The organism is Streptomyces sp. NPDC042336 (assembly GCF_055581985.1).
This window is the reverse complement of sequence record NZ_JBVJEA010000007.1, coordinates 39,243-55,522: the sequence shown is the minus strand read 5'-3', so window position 1 is coordinate 55,522 and position 16,280 is coordinate 39,243. Positions and strand designations below refer to the sequence as shown.

General features: G+C 72.1%; 18 protein-coding genes. 6 read left to right on the top strand and 12 right to left on the bottom strand.

What is annotated here, in order from left to right; translation table 11 throughout:
* Window positions 1-84: 84 nt before the first annotated feature.
* Entirely contained in the window at window positions 85-993 is a 909-nt protein-coding gene (locus ACZ6IM_RS17090) for an alpha/beta hydrolase fold domain-containing protein (RefSeq protein ID WP_052838773.1), read from the bottom strand.
* Window positions 990-1,547 carry a quercetin 2,3-dioxygenase gene (locus ACZ6IM_RS17085; protein WP_052838670.1) on the bottom strand — a complete coding sequence of 186 codons (558 nt, stop codon included), beginning with the start codon at window positions 1,545-1,547 and terminating at the stop codon, window positions 990-992. Before ACZ6IM_RS17085 ends, ACZ6IM_RS17090 begins: the two co-directional genes overlap by 4 nt.
* Before the next feature lie 109 nt (window positions 1,548-1,656).
* Here ACZ6IM_RS17085 and ACZ6IM_RS17080 point away from each other — a divergent pair, with 109 nt between their 5' ends.
* Window positions 1,657-2,118, top strand: coding sequence for a MarR family winged helix-turn-helix transcriptional regulator (locus tag ACZ6IM_RS17080; RefSeq protein ID WP_052838669.1), 462 nt, complete (start codon window positions 1,657-1,659; stop codon window positions 2,116-2,118).
* A gap of 189 nt (window positions 2,119-2,307) precedes the next feature.
* Here ACZ6IM_RS17080 and ACZ6IM_RS17075 read toward each other — a convergent pair whose 3' ends face one another.
* The 4 genes from ACZ6IM_RS17075 to ACZ6IM_RS17060 form a co-directional block, all read right to left on the bottom strand.
* Complete coding sequence (locus ACZ6IM_RS17075; RefSeq protein WP_469557290.1) at window positions 2,308-3,228, bottom strand: endo-beta-N-acetylglucosaminidase H; 921 nt, start codon at window positions 3,226-3,228, stop codon at window positions 2,308-2,310.
* 155 nt (window positions 3,229-3,383) lie between these two features.
* Window positions 3,384-3,959 carry a snapalysin family zinc-dependent metalloprotease gene (locus ACZ6IM_RS17070; RefSeq protein WP_469557288.1) on the bottom strand — a complete coding sequence of 192 codons (576 nt, stop codon included), beginning with the start codon at window positions 3,957-3,959 and terminating at the stop codon, window positions 3,384-3,386.
* Between the two features lie 125 nt (window positions 3,960-4,084).
* Window positions 4,085-5,470, bottom strand: a complete 1,386-nt coding sequence (locus tag ACZ6IM_RS17065) for a cellulase family glycosylhydrolase (RefSeq protein ID WP_469557286.1) — start codon at window positions 5,468-5,470, stop codon at window positions 4,085-4,087.
* 153 nt (window positions 5,471-5,623) lie between these two features.
* A complete protein-coding gene (locus ACZ6IM_RS17060) occupies window positions 5,624-6,088 on the bottom strand; it encodes an SRPBCC family protein (RefSeq protein ID WP_469557284.1) in 465 nt (154 codons plus the stop codon).
* Between the two features lie 55 nt (window positions 6,089-6,143).
* On the opposite strand from ACZ6IM_RS17060, the gene ACZ6IM_RS17055 reads away from it, so the two are divergent.
* A complete protein-coding gene (locus ACZ6IM_RS17055) occupies window positions 6,144-6,743 on the top strand; it encodes a TetR/AcrR family transcriptional regulator (protein ID WP_052838772.1) in 600 nt (199 codons plus the stop codon).
* On the opposite strand, the gene ACZ6IM_RS17050 is transcribed toward ACZ6IM_RS17055, so the two are convergent.
* Window positions 6,728-7,993 (bottom strand): Gfo/Idh/MocA family protein, encoded by a 1,266-nt coding sequence (locus tag ACZ6IM_RS17050; protein WP_052838664.1) that lies wholly within the window; start codon window positions 7,991-7,993, stop codon window positions 6,728-6,730. The genes ACZ6IM_RS17055 and ACZ6IM_RS17050 overlap by 16 nt on opposite strands.
* Before the next feature lie 110 nt (window positions 7,994-8,103).
* Window positions 8,104-9,261 carry an ROK family transcriptional regulator gene (locus tag ACZ6IM_RS17045; protein WP_052838663.1) on the bottom strand — a complete coding sequence of 386 codons (1,158 nt, stop codon included), beginning with the start codon at window positions 9,259-9,261 and terminating at the stop codon, window positions 8,104-8,106.
* 275 nt (window positions 9,262-9,536) lie between these two features.
* On the opposite strand from ACZ6IM_RS17045, the gene ACZ6IM_RS17040 reads away from it, so the two are divergent.
* Both ACZ6IM_RS17040 and ACZ6IM_RS17035 read left to right on the top strand, forming a co-directional pair.
* Entirely contained in the window at window positions 9,537-10,169 is a 633-nt protein-coding gene (locus ACZ6IM_RS17040; RefSeq protein WP_469557281.1) for a dihydrofolate reductase family protein, read from the top strand.
* 151 nt (window positions 10,170-10,320) lie between these two features.
* Entirely contained in the window at window positions 10,321-10,602 is a 282-nt protein-coding gene (locus tag ACZ6IM_RS17035; protein WP_052838770.1) for a DUF1905 domain-containing protein, read from the top strand.
* A 6-nt stretch (window positions 10,603-10,608) separates the two neighbouring features.
* On the opposite strand, the gene ACZ6IM_RS17030 is transcribed toward ACZ6IM_RS17035, so the two are convergent.
* Together ACZ6IM_RS17030 and ACZ6IM_RS17025 are read right to left on the bottom strand one after the other, a co-directional pair.
* Window positions 10,609-11,577 (bottom strand): DUF3500 domain-containing protein, encoded by a 969-nt coding sequence (locus ACZ6IM_RS17030; RefSeq protein ID WP_469557279.1) that lies wholly within the window; start codon window positions 11,575-11,577, stop codon window positions 10,609-10,611.
* A 125-nt stretch (window positions 11,578-11,702) separates the two neighbouring features.
* On the bottom strand, window positions 11,703-12,440 hold the full coding sequence (locus ACZ6IM_RS17025) for a hypothetical protein (protein WP_052838661.1): 738 nt from the start codon (window positions 12,438-12,440) through the stop codon (window positions 11,703-11,705).
* A gap of 273 nt (window positions 12,441-12,713) precedes the next feature.
* On the opposite strand from ACZ6IM_RS17025, the gene ACZ6IM_RS17020 reads away from it, so the two are divergent.
* Window positions 12,714-14,333 carry a hypothetical protein gene (locus ACZ6IM_RS17020; protein ID WP_469557278.1) on the top strand — a complete coding sequence of 540 codons (1,620 nt, stop codon included), beginning with the start codon at window positions 12,714-12,716 and terminating at the stop codon, window positions 14,331-14,333.
* Window positions 14,222-15,058, top strand: coding sequence for an esterase-like activity of phytase family protein (locus ACZ6IM_RS17015; RefSeq protein ID WP_469557276.1), 837 nt, complete (start codon window positions 14,222-14,224; stop codon window positions 15,056-15,058). The genes ACZ6IM_RS17020 and ACZ6IM_RS17015 overlap by 112 nt, the downstream gene beginning before the upstream one ends.
* 78 nt (window positions 15,059-15,136) lie before the next feature.
* Here the strand turns inward: ACZ6IM_RS17015 and ACZ6IM_RS17010 are convergent, their stop codons facing one another.
* Complete coding sequence (locus ACZ6IM_RS17010) at window positions 15,137-15,874, bottom strand: VOC family protein (protein WP_052838659.1); 738 nt, start codon at window positions 15,872-15,874, stop codon at window positions 15,137-15,139.
* An 89-nt stretch (window positions 15,875-15,963) separates the two neighbouring features.
* A complete protein-coding gene (locus tag ACZ6IM_RS17005) occupies window positions 15,964-16,233 on the bottom strand; it encodes a DUF6355 family natural product biosynthesis protein (RefSeq protein WP_469557273.1) in 270 nt (89 codons plus the stop codon).
* Window positions 16,234-16,280 lie beyond the last annotated feature (47 nt).

The following is a 16,280-nucleotide window of genomic DNA, read 5'->3' as shown; positions in this document are numbered from 1 at the left end:
CTCCGCGCGGGCGAGGACACGGACTGCGCGGCCGACGCCGGCGCCACGGTCACCCCACCGCCGGCCGGTCACGCCGGCAGTCCTTCACCGGCCCCCGCCGTCCCGCTGGGTGAAACGCCTCGTGAACCGCAGTGACTGGTCGAATATGTCCTCGACCCGGGCATCGGGCAGCCCGTCCCAGCAGTGGTCCGCGCCCGGCACGGTACGGAGGTCGACCGGTGCGCCCAGCTCGCCCAGCCGGGTGGCGAGATCCCGGCTGTGTGAGCACGCGACCATGGTGTCCTCCTCGCCGTGGACGAGGAGGAAGGGCGGCGCGCCCGGGTGGGCGTGCGTCAGGGGACTCGCGTCCCGCGCCTGCTCCGGGCGGGTCGCCGGGGCCCCGCCCAGCAGCAGTGCCTCCGGCGTGGTGGACGACCCGGGATCGTAGGGGCCGCGGGCGGTGGTCAGATCGGCCGGCCCGTACCAGATGACGGCGGCGACGGGGGCCGGTCCTGAGTGCCCGGTGAGCGCCAGGAGCGAGGCCAGGTGCCCGCCGGCCGATTCACCCCACACCACCGTGCGGCCGATGTCCAGCCCCAGCTCGGCGGCGCGCAGGCCGAGCCAGCGCAGCGCCGCGCGGAGGTCTTCGACAGGTGCGGGGAAGTGCGCTTCGCCGCTCAGCCGGTAGTCGGCGCAGGCGACGGCGATGCCGGCCGCCGCGATCCGTGCGAACGGTCCGGGATCCCAGTCCCGGGTCCGCATGCCCATGTCGTCACGGCGGCCCCGGAGCCAGGCGCCGCCGTGCACGAACAGCACCAGTGGAAGCGCCTCCCGCCCGGTGTTCTCCGGCAGCCAGAGGTCCAGTTCCAGCGGCCGGCTTCCCGCGCGTTCGGCGAACGGGACGCCCCGCAACACACGGGTGCCCGACGCGCCGCGGGCCGCGGGAGGCAGGGGCGCGACGTCCGGATGGGGTGCGGCGATCAGCTCACGGAGGGGCCGGCGACCGGCGGTCACGGGGTGCGCCACTGGTGGTCGGGAAGGAACCGCACGTCGTACTCCTGGGGCACGGTGGCGAATCGTTCCGGCGCGGGCACATAGGGCTCGGGCGGCAGTCCGAGGGCGTCGGCGGGCGTACCGAGACTTTCGAAGAAGCGCTCGAAGGTACGGCCCGGGCCGGCGGCGACGCCGACCACCTGGCTGTGGTGGCGTTCCATGCGATAGGCGTGCCGGCAGTTCTTGGGTACGAAGCCGAAGTCGCCGGGGGTGAGCAGCTTCTCCTGCTGATGGCCCTCGGTGTCCTCGACGAACAGACGGACCGCACCCTGGGTGATGTAGAAGACCTCGTGGGTGTCGGTGTGCAGATGGGCCGGGATGATGTCGCCCTTGGGACCCTCGACGGTGAAGAAGTTGAAGGTGTTCTCGGTCTGCTCCCCGCCGGCGTAGATCGTGATCAGGTCGCCGAACAGGTGGGCACGGTCCCCCTCGCCCTTCTCGATGAAGTACGGCTTGCCCGGTTCGGCGGGTATCCGCGAGGCGCGCCGGTAGCGTGTGGCGTACTCGATGGTCATGGCTCTCCCGTGTCGGCGTCTTCAATGTCAGGCAGCCTGACACAATAGGTCGCCGGCCGCCAAGTGGGCCGACGGACCGGCCCGCCGCCCACCGCACCGTGAGGAACTGATGCATCCCGCCGACCGCAACCTCCCGCAGCTGCTGGGTGACGCCCGGCGCTGGTTCGACGAGGCCCTGCTCGCCGCCCTGGACGAGGCGGGCGCGTCCCACGTGTCGCTGACGCAGCTGGGTCTCTTCAGCGTGCTGGACGAGGACGGCACGACGGTGTCGGAGCTGGCCCGGCGGATGGGCGTCACCCGGCAGACCGCGCACCAGGCAGTCCACGGCCTGGTGCACCTCGGACTGCTGGAACAGGCGCCCGACCCCGCCTCCGCCCGACGGCGGCTGATCCGGCGGACCCCAAAGGGGCGGCGTGCTCATCGGCAGGCCAACCTCGTCCTCGAACGGCTGGAGGAGGCGCTCGCCGAGCGGATCGGCCGGGACACGGTCGCCGCGCTGCGGGCCGCGCTCGAGGCGCCGTGGGGCCCGGCGCCGACCCATGGCCCCGCAACCGCGCCTCCGCACCCGTGAGGGAACGCCGCGCTCTCCAGCCAGTGGATCACGCGGCGGCGGCCACCTCTACGCCGCCACCGCCATCGGCGCAGCACCTCCTTCGCCCTGACCGAGAACCGTCCGACCCCGCACTTCGACACCGCGCGACGGCCGGCGGACCCGACCGCCCGCGCTCGCCCCGACATCGTTGTCGAAGCGGCGGGCGCCTTACGGCGTGTAGACGGCCTCGCTGCCGTACAGCTCCCTGGTGAACGCGGAGACGTTGGCGCCGCGATCGCTGCCGTCGAGGTTGTATGTCAGATAGACGCCGTACCCCTCGCCGACGGTGCGGCGGGCGAGGTCGGCGGCCGTGCTCTGCGAGGTCCGGCCGATCTCGACGGCCGCCGGTGACAGCTTCGACTTGGGCAGCGCGATGCCGGGGACCTGCCAGGTGCCGTAGTACGGGTTCCAGGCGTAGTCGAACTCGGCGGAGACGTCGACGCCTCCGTACGACAGGCGGGACGCGGCCGGGCCGATGTTGTAGAGGCTGATGATCTTGTCCGGCATGTTCGCGCGCAGCGCCGTCACCAGGTGCACGAACGAGCTGTCGTTGGGCTGGGCGGTGCCGTTGGTGCCGTACTCGGCGTATTCGTCGTCGAAGTCGACGCCGTCCAGGCCGTACTCGGCCACGGCGTCCGAGAGTTGCTTCGCGAACGCCGAAGCCGCCTGCTGGGACGGGAAGTTGGCGAATCCGGCACCCTGGTGGTTGCCCAGCACCGAGAGCAGGACCTTGATGCCCTTCTGCTGCAACGGCCGCACCTGCGTGGCGACGTTGTCGAGGACGCGCTGCACGTTCTCGTTGAAGTGCAGGTACGCCGTCTTCGAGGCGGTGTCGTAGTTGATGTTCGCGGCGAAGATCACGGCGACGTCGAAGACGTTGCCGCCCCCGTTGGCCAGTGTGTACTTGCCGACGTTGAGCATGCTGTTGTTGTTCACCTCGATGTAGGCCACCGAGGTCGGCCCCTGTTTCACGGGGGCGGGGGCCGCCGACGCACCGGTCGTGGTGGTGGTCGCGCTGAAGACGAGGGCCGCGGCGGCCGAGAGTGCGAGCGCCGCCGTCCGCACTCTTGTCCGTACCAGAGTGAACATGGTTGATCGGTCTCCCCATACGTGGTCGGCGCCCTGCTTGTCCGGAAGCGCCGAGCGAGTCCTTCGAGTCTTCCGCCGCTGCGGCCGAAGGCGGGGAAGTGTGCTCGAACCCTTCACGGCTTCCCCGCACGGCGCACTCCAGCGGCCCTGCCCGGTCAGTCCTCGATGAGCACGGGTGCCGGTGCGGCGATCGCCGGCGGCGAACCGGCCGCCCCGCCGAAGTTGCCCTCGACCTCCGCCTTCTCCGCCGCGTTCGGATACGGGTTCGTGCACGGGACGCCCGCGCTGGACCCCGACATCAGGCTGGAGCACGGCCCGGGCTTGCGGTCCGGAAGTCCCAGGATGTGACCGAGCTCGTGGGACGAGATGCGCACCGTGTTGTAGCCCCCGTTCACGGCCTGGCGGCCGATCCAGACGGTGCCGTTGCCCAGGGAAGTGGTGAGCGCGCGCGGCCAGCCGTCGTCGGCCAGCACGCGGATGTTGGCCCGCTGCCCCGCCGTGGCCGGGCGCAGCTCCGCGCCCTCGACGCTCTCGTTCCAGATCGCCGCGCCCCGGTCCACCGCGGACCTGAACTCGGCGGAGCCGCTCGCGTCGTAGGTGAGGACCCGGGCCGCGGCCGGGGAACCCGGGGCGTCGCCCGACGGGCCCGCGGCCACGGCCTCTGCGCTCAGCAGCGGCAGCGACAACAGCGCGGCGGCGGCGAGGTGCCCGGTCAGTGTGCGGACGTGCATGGTCGACCTCCTTGTGGGGGAGAGGAGTCGTGCTCATGACATCATCTGCCTCCCTGCCCACTGGGTGTCGCCGTCAATCAGTCAATTCGTGCGGGGCCCGGAGGGCTCCGGAGCCCCGCCGGGGGTCAGCTCGTCGGGAAGTCGTCGGCGGTGCTGATACGGCTCTTCAGCAGAGCCCCGGACTCGGTCAGTACGCCGCTGCTGCCGTAGTCGGTGCCCGCGCAGGTGCCCGGCTCGAACGCCGCGCTGCCCTCGTCGGCGTCGGAGTACGTCCAGTTCGCGTAACCGATCTTCAGCCGATCGAGCAGATCCAGCCATGCGACGCTGCTCGCCCGGTCCACCGCGCCTCCGCCGGTGGCGCTCACCGTGCCGAACTCAGAGACGAACAGGGGTAGTTGCGTCGCCGCCCGGCTCACCGCGGCGCGGTAGGTGTCCTTGTGGCTCGCGGCGTAGAAGTGGAAGGCGTACATGATGTTGGTCGCGTTCACGGGGTTGTTGACCACCTCGCTCTCGTTCGAGCCGTCCGAGACGCCCAGCGAGGACCAGCCGCGTGTGCCGACGATCACGACGGCGTCCGGGTCGGCGGCCCGGATCACCGGGATGACCTGCTCGGCGTAGCTCTTGACGGCCGCCCAGCTCACACCGTTGGGCTCGTTGGCGATCTCGTAGATCACGTTCTCCTTGTGCGCGTTGCGCGCGGCCACGGAGGAGAAGAACGTCTTGGCGCGGTCGAGGTTGTAGTTCGGGTCGCCCGGTGTCAGCGTGTGGAAGTCGATCACCGCGTACATGCCGCGTGCCTCGGCCGCGTCGACCAGGGAGTTCACCCGGCTGGTGAAGCCCGCCGGGTCGGTCTCGTAGCCGTCCTCCTGGACGTACATGGCGATACGCAGCAGGTCCGACTTCCAGTCCTTCGCCAGTGCGTCCAGGGACGCGTCGTTGTAGCAGGAGCCGAACCACTGGATGCCGTGCGTGCTCATGCCGCGCAGCTGTACGGGGCGGTCGTACTGGTTGCACAGATGCACGCCGCAGACGTGCAGTCGACCGTTGACGGCGGTCGGGGTGCCGGTCGCGGGCGGGTCGGTCGGCGGGTCCGTCGGCGGATCGGTGACGGACCCGGTGCAGGTCACGCCGTTGAGTGCGAAGGACGTGGGTGCCGGGTTGGACCCGGTGAAGGATCCCACGAATCCCAGGTCCGCCGACGCGCCGGTGGACAGTGTGCGGTTCCAGTCGACGCCGTCGGCGGTGACCGTTGAGCCGGACTGCGACCAGGAGGCGTTCCAGCCCTGGACGACCTTCTGCCCGGCGTCCGGCATCGTGAAGCGGAGCGTCCACCCGCTGACGGGATCACCCAGGTTCGTGATCTTCACCCCGGCCTGGAAGCCGCCCTCCCACTGGCTGGTGACCGTGTATTCGGCCTTGCAACCGGTCGCGGCCTGGGCCGGGGGTCCGGCGATCGCCGTGAGGCCGACGGTCGATGCGACGGTCGCGAGCAGGGCCAAAAGGCGTTTCAACGCATTCCTCCTCATGTGGAGCGGACATGACAATCGGAAGGGCGGTTTTGGGAGCGCTCCCAAAGTCTTCGGGCCGTGACCGTACACCTGTACGCCGGTGCGCGACAGATGTCGGACCGTTCAACTCCCCACGGCTGGTGCGGGGTTCGGGGATCAGGGACCGGTGGCGGATGCGTGACGGGCCAGCTCGGCGGCCAGGCGTCGCATGGCCGTGCGGTTGGCGCGTCGCATCGTCATGCGTACGGCGGGGCTCAGCAGACGGTCGGCGAGCGGAGCGCGGACCCAGGAGTACGTGAACGAGACATGGGTCCCGCCGGTCCCCAGCGGTTCGATGGCGTAGGTCCCGTGGGCCAGGCGTCGCCCGCCCGCGCTGATGTTGCGTTCGACGATGCGCCGCGCCACCTCGGCCTGGACGACCTCGATGTCGACGTCGGCCTTGGCGCCGCCCAGCGAGGCGGTGACGGAGGCGCGCGCACCGATGCCGCGGGCGGGCCCGGCGCAGTGCCAGCCGGACAGGTAGTGATCGGTGAACCGCTCGTGGTGAGCCATGACATCGAGGAAGTCGTAGACCTGCCCGGGTGACTGGGGCACGTCGATCGAGACAGTGACAGGCTTCATGTACCACACGGTACACAGAGGGTGTACCGATTGGTACACTCGCGGCGTGGTCACCATGGACGGTTCGCAGACGGCGCCCGACGCCGGGCGGGAGACGCGGGAAGACCGGCGCGCGCAACTGATCGAGGCGGCAGCCGACCACGTCGCGGCGCACGGCATCGCGGACCTGAGCCTGCGCCGGCTCGGCGCCGCGATCGGGGCGAGCCACCGCATGCTGATCCACTACTTCGGCTCCAAGGAACAGCTGCTCGTCGAGATCGTCCGGGCCTCGGAGCGGCGCCAGCGGGAGTTGCTGGCCCGGCTCCGCGCGGAGCCCGGTCCCGCCCCCGCCGATGTGGCGCGGCTGCTGTGGCGGCGGCTGACCGATCCCGGCGTGGCGGATCAGGAGCGGCTCTTCTTCGAGATCTGCGGACATGCGCTGCGGGGCCGGCCCGAGGCCGCCCCGGTCCTCGAAGGGCTGGTGAGCGACTGGCTGGAGCCCCTGGCGGTCGCCGAGGCCGAGGCCGGGGCGTCGCCCGTCGCGGCCAGGAACCGCGCCAGGCTGGGGCTCGCCACCGTCCGCGGCCTGCTGCTCGACCTGCTCGCCACCGGTGACCGGGCCGGCGTCGACGCGGCGATGGAGGAGTTCCTCCGGCTGTACTACGGCGCCGAATGATCCGGCGCCGCCTCCCTGTCACCGGGTCGGGCGCGCGGTCCCCGGTGCGCGGGCCCCGCGGGCTGGTGCTGCCGGAAGTAGTCGACGATCGCCGCAGGCGGTGCGGGTACGTCGACCGGGGTGCCGCCCGAGCGCAGCGACGTCGTCGCGGCGACACCGGCGGCGACCGCCTCGCGGGCCGCCACCGGAGAGGTGTCCGTCCGGCCCCCGGCGGCGGCGAAGCGGAGGAACTCGTCGACCAGCGCCCGGTCCGCGCCGCCGTGGTCGTCCTGGGACGGGGTGGGGACCGGGACGGTCAGGTCGGCGTCGCGCCGATAGCCGGAACGGTGCCGGTTCCACACCTGGATCGTCGCGGGATCGCCCTCGATGCCGTCGCCGAAGTTCTCCAGCCGGCCCTCGTCCCCGATGACGGTGTAATTGCGCCAGTAGTCCGGCGTGAAGTGGCACTGCTGGTAGCTGGCGAGCACGCCGTTGTCCAGGCGCGTCAGCATCATGCTGATGTCCTCGACGTCGACGACGGGGTTCAGCTCCCGCAGCGCGGACGGCGGCCAGGTCTCCGGGTCGAACCAGTCGGGCATGCGACCGCCCGCCGGTGCCGGGTCGCCGGCCCCGCGCCGCGGGTTGTCGCCGTACACCGACAGGGCGCCCTGCGCGACGACGCTCCTGGAGTAGCCCCCGGCGAGCCAGTGGATCACGTCGAGGTCGTGGGCGCCCTTCTGCAGGAGCAGCCCCGTGGTGTTGGCCCGCTCGGCGTGCCAGTCCTTGAAGTAGTAGTCCCCGCCGTGCCCGACGAAGTGGCGGCACCACACGGCGCGCACCCGCCCTGTCGCACCCTCGTCGATCAGTTCGCGCATCCGCCGCAGCACCGGGAGATGGCGCAGATTGTGGCCCACGTACAGACGGCTGCGGGAGTCGTAGGCGGCCTGGAGCAGGGCGTCGCAGTCCTCGACGGTGATCGCCAACGGCTTCTCCACGAACACCGGGACCCCGGCGGTCAGGAAGAACAGCGCGGGCCGTGTGTGCACATGGTCCGGAGTGAGGACGAACACGGCGTCCAGGTCGTCGTCGGCCATCTTCTCGTACCGCTCGTGCAGCACCACGTCCGGTCCGAACAGGGCCCTGGCGTCGTCGCGGCCTCGCGGGTCCGGATCGGCGCAGGAGACGACCCGGGCGAGTCCGGGGCGGTTCGCCAGCGCGGCGACGGGCGCGCGCTGGCCGACGCCGATCACGCCGACGCGCAGTTCCGGCATCGATGTCTGGTCACGCTGGCTCACGTGCTGTCCCTTCGTTCCCTGCGGGGGAGTGGTGGGTTGTGGTGTGCGGGGCACGCCGGAGCCCGGTGCCGACGGGCCGGGCGGGCCTAGCGGCGTGGTGCGGTCGGTGCGGAGAGCCCGTCGCTCAGCAGCCGGTCGTCGACCTCGTCCAGCGCGAGGCGCACCGCGCCCAGGGCCACGCTCTCGTCGCCGAGCGTGGAGGCGCGCAGTTCCGGCAGGCGCAGGCAGTGCTTGGTCAGTTCGCGGCGCAGTGGCTCGAGGACCACGTCGGCGGAGCGCGAGAAGCCGCCGCCGTAGACGACGACCTGTGGGTCCAGGGTCAGCACCAGCGCGGCGACCCCCACCGCGAGGTCGCGGGTGTAGCGGCGGACCGCCGTCCGCGCGTCCCGGTCGCCGTCCCGGGCCGCCTGGAAGACCCATGCGGCGGCCTCGCCGGGCGCGGCCGTGGCCGGGATCCCGGGGCAGGACCGGAGGTGGTCCGCAGCGGTGAGCCAGCGCACCGCCCTGAGGGCGCCGATCTCTCCCGCGGCGCCGCCGTGGCCTCGGCGCAGGGTGCCGTCCAGGATGAGACCGGCGCCGGTGCGCAGTCCGGCGAGGAGGAAGACGATGTCGTCGGCGTCCTGGGCCACGCCCTTCCACCGCTCGCCCACGGCGGAGAGTTTGCAGTCGTTCTCGACCCGGATCGGGCAGGAGAAGCGGGCCGCGAGGTGGCCGACCGGGTCGGCCTCGGTCCAGCCGGGCAGCGGAGTGGACAGACTGGTCCGGCCCGCGGCGTCGACCGGGCCGGTCACCCCGACCGTCACCGCCCAGACGTCGTCCGGTGTCATCCCGCAGACCCGGAGGACGTCGTCGATCACCCGGTCGACCTCCGACAGCCGTGCCGCGGGCGGCGCGTCGGGGTCGACCGGCCGGCGCAGCGTCCGCACGAGGTTGCCCTCCAGGTCGCTGAGGACCGCCAGGACCTTGTGCACACCGACGTCGATGCCGAGCACATGGCCGGCGTCGGCCCGGAACCGGTACCGGCGCGCCGGGCGCCCCACCACGCTGCCGGCCCCGGGCTCCTGCACCTCGGCCCAGCCCTCGGTGACCAGTGCCTGCACCAGTACGTCCACGGCGGGACGCGACAGACCGGCCCGGCCCGCGAGTTCGGTGACCGTCGACGGGGGGTTGCCGCGCAGCGCCCACACGATGGACAGCTGGTTCATCTCGCGCATCCGGGACAGGTCCGTTCCGGTCGTCGCCATGCTTGGTGCTCCCTGCGAGGGCTGCCCTGCGCGCCGCTGGGTCACGGTGAGTTCTCCGCGCCGAGAACAGCCGGGGGATCCTCCGGTCGTCGCGCAACCGCGGTGTGGTCTCCCATGGTTCCCCTCCCGGAGGTATCCGCGCCGCATCTCCTGCCAGCGGCACCGTGGCTTACATATTGATGTGATGCAGTGAAACTTTGTCAACGCTGGCGCATAAGAAGCTGAAGCCACGTCCTGTGGCCCGGTCGGGGCGGTACAGGTGTAGAACCGTGCTCATGGCAGCGCGCACAGGTACAGGCACAGGCAAGGTGATCTGCGACATCACGATCTCGGCCGACGGCTACACGGCCGGGACGGACCAGACCGAGGAACGCCCGTTCGGGAACGACGGTGGCGACGGGACGGGTGAAAGGCTGCACGCATGGATGTTCGACCACCCGGACGAGAACCGGGCCGAGATCGAGGGAATGGCCGCCGCCGGGGCGTTCATCATGGGACGCAACATGTTCGGCCCGGTGCGCGGCGCGTGGGACCGCCCGTGGAACGGCTGGTGGGGCGGCAGCCCGCCCTTCCACGCCCCGGTCTTCGTACTCACCCACTACGCGCGTGAGCCGCAGCCGATGGACGGCGGCACGACGTTCCACTTCGTCACCGACGGCATCGAGCCGGCGCTGGAGCGGGCGCGCTCGGCAGCCGGCGGCGCCGATGTCGCGATCCAGGGCGGCGCGACCACTGTCAACCAGTACCTGGCGGCAGGCCTGATCGAGGAACTGCGCCTGCACATCGTGCCCTTCACCCTGGGCGCGGGCACCCGGCTCTTCGAGGGCGTGCCGCCGCTGGCGCTCGAACAGGTCGCGTCGCGGGCGGCGACCGCGGTCACGCACCTGACCTATCGGGTGGTGGGCTGAACGGTCCTCGTGGCCGGCGATGAGTTCTCCCGCCCGCACCGGTCGTACCTGGTGAACACCGAGACAGCGGCGCGGGCACGGGGCCGACGTCCCCTCCCCGCCGCGGTCACGGTGACCCTGTCGACCACTCCTGAAACAGGCGGTATCCATGATGGACGAGCAGTTCACCGCGACTTTGCTGAAGAGCCCCGCCAAGGGCGGCTGGACCTACGTCGTGTGGCCCGAGTCGGTCGGATACTTCGGGACCAGGGGCCTGGTGAAGGTCCGGGGCACGATCGACGGGCATCCGTTCCAGGGGTCCTTCATGGCCCTGGGCGACGGCACGCACAAGCTGCCCGTGAAGGCTCAGGTGCGCAGGGCGATCGGCAAGGACGAGGGCGACACCGTGACCGTCCGCCTGCTGGAGCGGGTGGACGGTCCACCGGCGAAGTGAACGTGGTCAGGGGTGCCGCTCCGTGTAGTGCCCGCGGAGCAGGTCGGCTCCCCAGTCGTGGCGGACGTGCCGCCAGACCGAGTGGGCGTGGTTGCCGTCGTCCTGGGTGTTGTCGTACTCGATCAGGAAGTCCGGAGCGCGCACGCAGTAGTAGTGCCGGTCGCCGGGTGTGAGGCCGCCGGCCCAGGCGAAGGAGAGGGTGCCCAGCCCCCGGGCCACGGCGTCCGACCAGCACTCCCGCGCGTACGCCGCGGGCGCGCGGTCGAGATACCGGCGCACCAGTCGCTCCAGCAGGCGCTGTTGCCCGGGTGCCATGCGGTCGTAGGCCAGACCGTCCGGAAGGAGACCCGGATCGGCAAACGGATCGGCCCGGGTCAGGATGTCGTCCGGCGGCGCGGCGGCGAAGACCGCCGACGCCCGTACGGTGCCGTGCAGGCTCGTGACCAGTTCCCTGGCCAGGTCCTCCTCCGGGCCGAGGAGCCGGTGCCCGGCCCGCGGCCCGTTGCCGATGCGAGCCGGTTCCGAGCCGACGAAGTGCGGGGTCACCCGGATCCCGGCGGCCGTGACCAGTACGTGTACGGCGAGATGGTGGCCGTTCATCCGCCAGCCCCAGGGTTCGTCACCCTCAGGGTCGCCGAGCAGCCGCACCCAGTAGCGGTCCGGGCCGAGGGCCCCCAGCTGGGCACGACGGTGCCGCTCCACGTCGATGGCCCCGCGCACCAGCTCTGCGCCCGTCGCGCTGTGTGCCGTGGCCAGGAGCGCGTCGACCATCTCGCGCTGCCGGTCGTCGAGTCCCTCCGTGGAAAGCCCGGGGCGCGGGCCCGGCAGATACGTCCACTCGCGCAGCTCGGGCGCGTCCAGCCGGTCGGGCACCGCGCGCAGGGCACGGACCTGCTCCGGTTCCAGGAGGGCGAGCAGTGCCCGTGCCGCCTCCCGCATCCCGGCGGCGACGTCCTTCGAGGTGATTCCGCCCACGCCTCCCCCTCCGCCGACGGCCACCGGGCCGGTGACCGGCTTCATTCTGCGTGGCGTGCGGAGCGGTGTCATGCGGTGTCACGTTTCCCGTCACGGCTCCGGACGACCGCGCCACCGGTTTCCGCTCAGTGCGGTGGCGGAGCCGGGTCCAGTGCGTTGGCGACGGTGCAGCCGCCCTCCCCGGGCATCCGCTGGATGCGGGGCGGCATCCACACCTCGGTGGCGCCGGGGGCGACGCGGGCGAGCAGACAGTCCTGCGGGTCGAAGTGGTTGCCCTTGACCGAGAGGAGGACGCCGACCCGGCCGCCGTGCGCCTGCACTTCCGTACGGATCCGCGGGTCGATGTCGAGCGCGGCGAGGGTACGGCGAACCTCGGCCTCGTCCACCCGGCCGCCCTGCGGGACCCGGGGGAGTTTCGCCCGGAGCTCCGCGTCGGGCAGCCGGGGCGGCTCGGGCGGTGGGGCGAAGGCCAGCGCGGGGCCGTCCGGGCAGTCCACGTCGCGAGGGACCTCGCGCCACCGCGACTCGGGGGACACCCGTACCGTGAAGCAGCGCCGCACGGTGATCTCGTCGAGGTCGAACCACTTGTTGTACGCGGAGCCGGACGTGCGGACGACCACGTCGACGCCGTCCCCGTCGTGGGTGGAGGTGCCCCGCACCCGCATCACCTCCACCCCGTCGAGCTGCGAGGCGGCCCGCCCGACCTCCTCCGCCGTGCGGGGGCGCGGGCCGTACAGCTGCTCGCCCACCTCCCTGGCGGCGTCCCGCGCGGCATCGGTCGCCTCGTCCCGGGAGGACTGGGCCGCTCCGCAGCCGACGGCGGTGAACAGCAACACCGGTGCGAGCAGGAGTATTCGGCGCACGCGCCCGTCCTTCCTTGACGTCTGGGTTCAGCGAGTCGGAACGCCGAGCGCGGTGTCAGCTCCGTACGACGTACGGTATCGCCCGGCCACCCACCACGCAGCCGTCGAGCGCAGGTCGGTCCCGGCGGCGCGGACCGGATCGCGGCGCGTTCCGGACCGTACGGCCCCGGCCCTCGGTCACCTGGGCTTCGCCCGCCGTTCGCCCGCTGTCCCCTGAGCACTCGCCCCCGGCTGAAAGGGTGCGGCGACCGAGTGGACCGGACCGGAGGAAAGATGCCCCCGAAGAGCAAGAGAACCCGCGCCGCACTGGCCGCCCTGGTCGTGGCAGCCGGCACCCTGGCGACCGCGGGAGCCACGCGGGCGGAGCAGCCGCACCCCGGGCAGCAGCACCGGCAGCCGCGGCCGGGTCTGTTCGAGCGGACGGCCACCTACCCGGTCTTCCAGAACCGTCCGTCCGGTGACGACGCGGCGGCGGGGACCGTCGCGGAGATCTCTGCGGTCAGCGAGGACGGCCGCACCCTCGTCCACACCGACGCGGTGGCCCGGCAGATCGGCTTCCTGGACATCACCGACCCCGGTCACCCGCGCGGCCTCGGCACCCTGTCACTGGCCCGGCTCGGCGACGCCGAAGACGAGCCGACCTCGGTGACCGTGGCCGGCCAGTACGTCCTGGTGGTCGTCAACACCAGTGCGAGCCACGCCCAGCCCTCCGGGCGGCTCGACGTCGTCTCCCTGCGCGACCGCGAGCGGGTGGCGAGCTTCGACCTCGGCGGGCAGCCCGACTCCATCGCCCTAGGCAAGGACAAGCGGTACGCCGCCGTCGCGATCGAGAACGAGCGGGACGAGGACGCGACACCACCCGGCCGCGGCAAGGGCGACCTGCCGCAGGCACCGGCCGGCTTCGTGCAGATCCTCGACCTGGGCCGGGGCGCCACGCCCGCGCACTGGCGGACCCGGGCGGTTCCGCTGACCCGCGCCGACGGCCGGGCGCTCCCGGTGCTGGCCGAGGCCGGGATCACCGAACCCACGGACCCGGAGCCGGAGTACGTCTCCGTCAACGGCCGCAACCAGCTCGCCGTGACGCTCCAGGAGAACAACGGCGTCGTCCTCGTCGACCTGCCGACCGGCCGGATCACCAAGGCCTTCAGCGCCGGCACGGCCTCCGTGCGCGGCATCGACACCGTCGACGACGGCAGGATCGACCAGACCGGCTCCCTCGGGGACGTTCCGCGCGAGCCCGACGCCGTCGGCTGGATCGACGACCGCTACCTGGCCACCGCCAACGAGGGCGACTGGCGCGGCGGAACCCGCGGCTGGTCCGTGTTCGACAGCCGCACCGGCGAGTCGGCCTGGGACGCGGGCAACGGCTTCGAACGGCTCGCCGTACGCCACGGCCTGCACGACGAGGGCCGTGCGGGGAAGAAGGGCGCCGAGCCGGAGGGCGTCGCGATCGCCGAGTACGCCGGTGTGCCCTACGCCTTCGTCGGCTCGGAGCGCGGCAACTTCGTCGCGGTCTACGACGTCAGCCGGCCCACCCGGCCGGTCTTCCGCCAGCTGCTGCCTGCCACCAACGGCCCCGAGGGCCTGCTGCCGATCCCCTCGCGCGGACTGCTCGCGGTCTCCAGCGAGGAGGACGACGCCGAGGCGGGCGTGCGCGCGTCGGTGAGCCTGTTCCGCCTGGGCCGGGGCACCGGCCACACCCCGTCGGTCCCCGGCATCGTCTCGGCCGACGACGCCCACGGGGCCCCATCGGCTGGGGAGCGCTGGGCGCGCTGTCCGCGGTGCCCGGCAGGCCGCACCAGCTCTACACGGTCACCGACGCCGCCTACTCCACCACCCGCGTGCTCACCGTGGACACGGCCCGCCGCCCTGCCGTCATCACCCGGGAACTGACAGTCAAGGACGCCGACGGGCGGCCCGTCGGCTATGACGCCGAGGGCATCCACGCCCGGCCGCAGGGCGGCTTCTGGCTCGCCGTCGAGGGCGGGAAGGGCGCGGACAACAAGCTCGTCCGGCTCGACGCGCGGGGCGTGACCCGGCAGGTCGTCCCGCTCCCGGCGGACGTCGCCGCGGGTCTCGGCAAGCAGGGCTTCGAGGGCGTCACCGCCACCACGGACCGGCGTGGCCACGAGATCCTCTGGGCCGCCCTCCAGCGCGAGGTCGCGGGCGATCCGGCGGGCGTCGCACGGCTCGGACGCTACGACGTGAGCGCGGGTACCTGGAGCTGGTACGGCTACCGGCTCGAATCCACCGGCACGCCCGGCGACTGGCTGGGGCTCTCCGAGATCACCGTGGTCGGCGACCGGCTCGCGGTCATCGAGCGCGACAAGCTCAACGGCCCGGCCGCCGAGGTCAAGCGGATCTACACCGTGGACCTGCCGACGTCGGCGGCCCCCTCGGGAGCCCTGCGGGTCCTGCCGAAGAGGCTCGCCCACGATGTGCTGCCCGACCTGCGAGCCACGAACGGCTGGACACAGGAGAAGCTCGAAGGGCTGACGGTGGGCGGTGACGGCCACGTCTACGCCGTCACCGACAACGACGGTATGGACGACGCGACCGGGGAGACCGTCTTCCTGGATCTCGGCGCAGAGCGCCGGGTCTTCGGCCACCGCCACTGACACCAGGACGGGGAGGGCCCGGTCAACGGGCCCTCCGTCACAGGATCGAGTGCTGAGTGCCGAGTGCCGAGCGCCTCGTCAGCCCCGGCCGAGTACGCAGAAGTCGTTGCCCGCGGGGTCGCTCAGGACGACCCAGGACACGTCGCCCTGACCCACGTCCGTCCGTGTCGCGCCGAGACCTTCGAGCCGGGTGACCTCCTTCGCCTGGTCCTCGACCGGGTCGGACATCACGTCGAGATGGACGCGGTTCCACACGATCTCGTCCTCGGACGTACGGCGGAACTCCAGGTACGGTCCCACACCCTTGGCGGAGCGCAGCAGAGCACGGTCGTCCGTCAGTTGGTGGACGGTCCAGTCGATCGCCTCGCCCCAGAACCGGGCCATGTCCCGTGGGGCGGCGCAGTCGACGACCACGGCGGCGATCGGCCCCGTGTCCCGGTACAGCTCGCGGGGCTCCAGGACGCTGAAGGTGTTGCCCTCCGGGTCGGCCATCACCTTCCACGGCGTCTCGCCCCGGCCCACGTCGACGCGCGTCGCCCCGAGTCCCTCCAGGCGGGTGACCAGCTCGGCCTGATGGGCGTCGGAGGCGGTGGCGAGTTCGAGGTGCACTCGGTACCTGACCGTCTCCGGGTCCGGGACGCGGACGAGATCGATGCAGACGGCCGACGGGTCCGGCCAGTCGAAGCCCTCGGGTTCCAGGTTGGTGACGCCCGGCCCTTCGCTCGACATGCTCCAGCCGAGCGCCTCCGCCCAGAACCTGCCGAGCGCCGAGTCGTCCCGGGCCTTGAAGTTCACCTGTACGAGTTCCAACGTCATCCCGCACACCTTAGCCGCACGGCCGGCCGGACAGTTCGGTCCTCCCGGGAGGACCGAACTGTCCGGGCCTGGCCCTCTCGCTGTTCGGCTCAGCAGGTGCGGCCGGTGTACCAGGCGCCGTCGATGTCGGAGCTGGAGCCGATCCAGGTCACGCCGGGCACCACACACCGTTCGCTGTTGGGCCCCCAGTCGTCGATCTCGATGACGATGTGCGAGCCGTCCGAGGTGCAGTGGTTGTAGTAGGCGTCGGAGGCGGTCTCGTAGAAGCCGCAGGGGTTCGCCGCGGCCGGACCCGCGGTCAGGGTGACGGCACCGGCGGAGGCGAGTGCCAGAGCGAAGGAGGCGAGGGTGCTGGTCACGATACGACGAAGTGACAAGGAGGGCTCCAAACATGAGGGGATCGCCA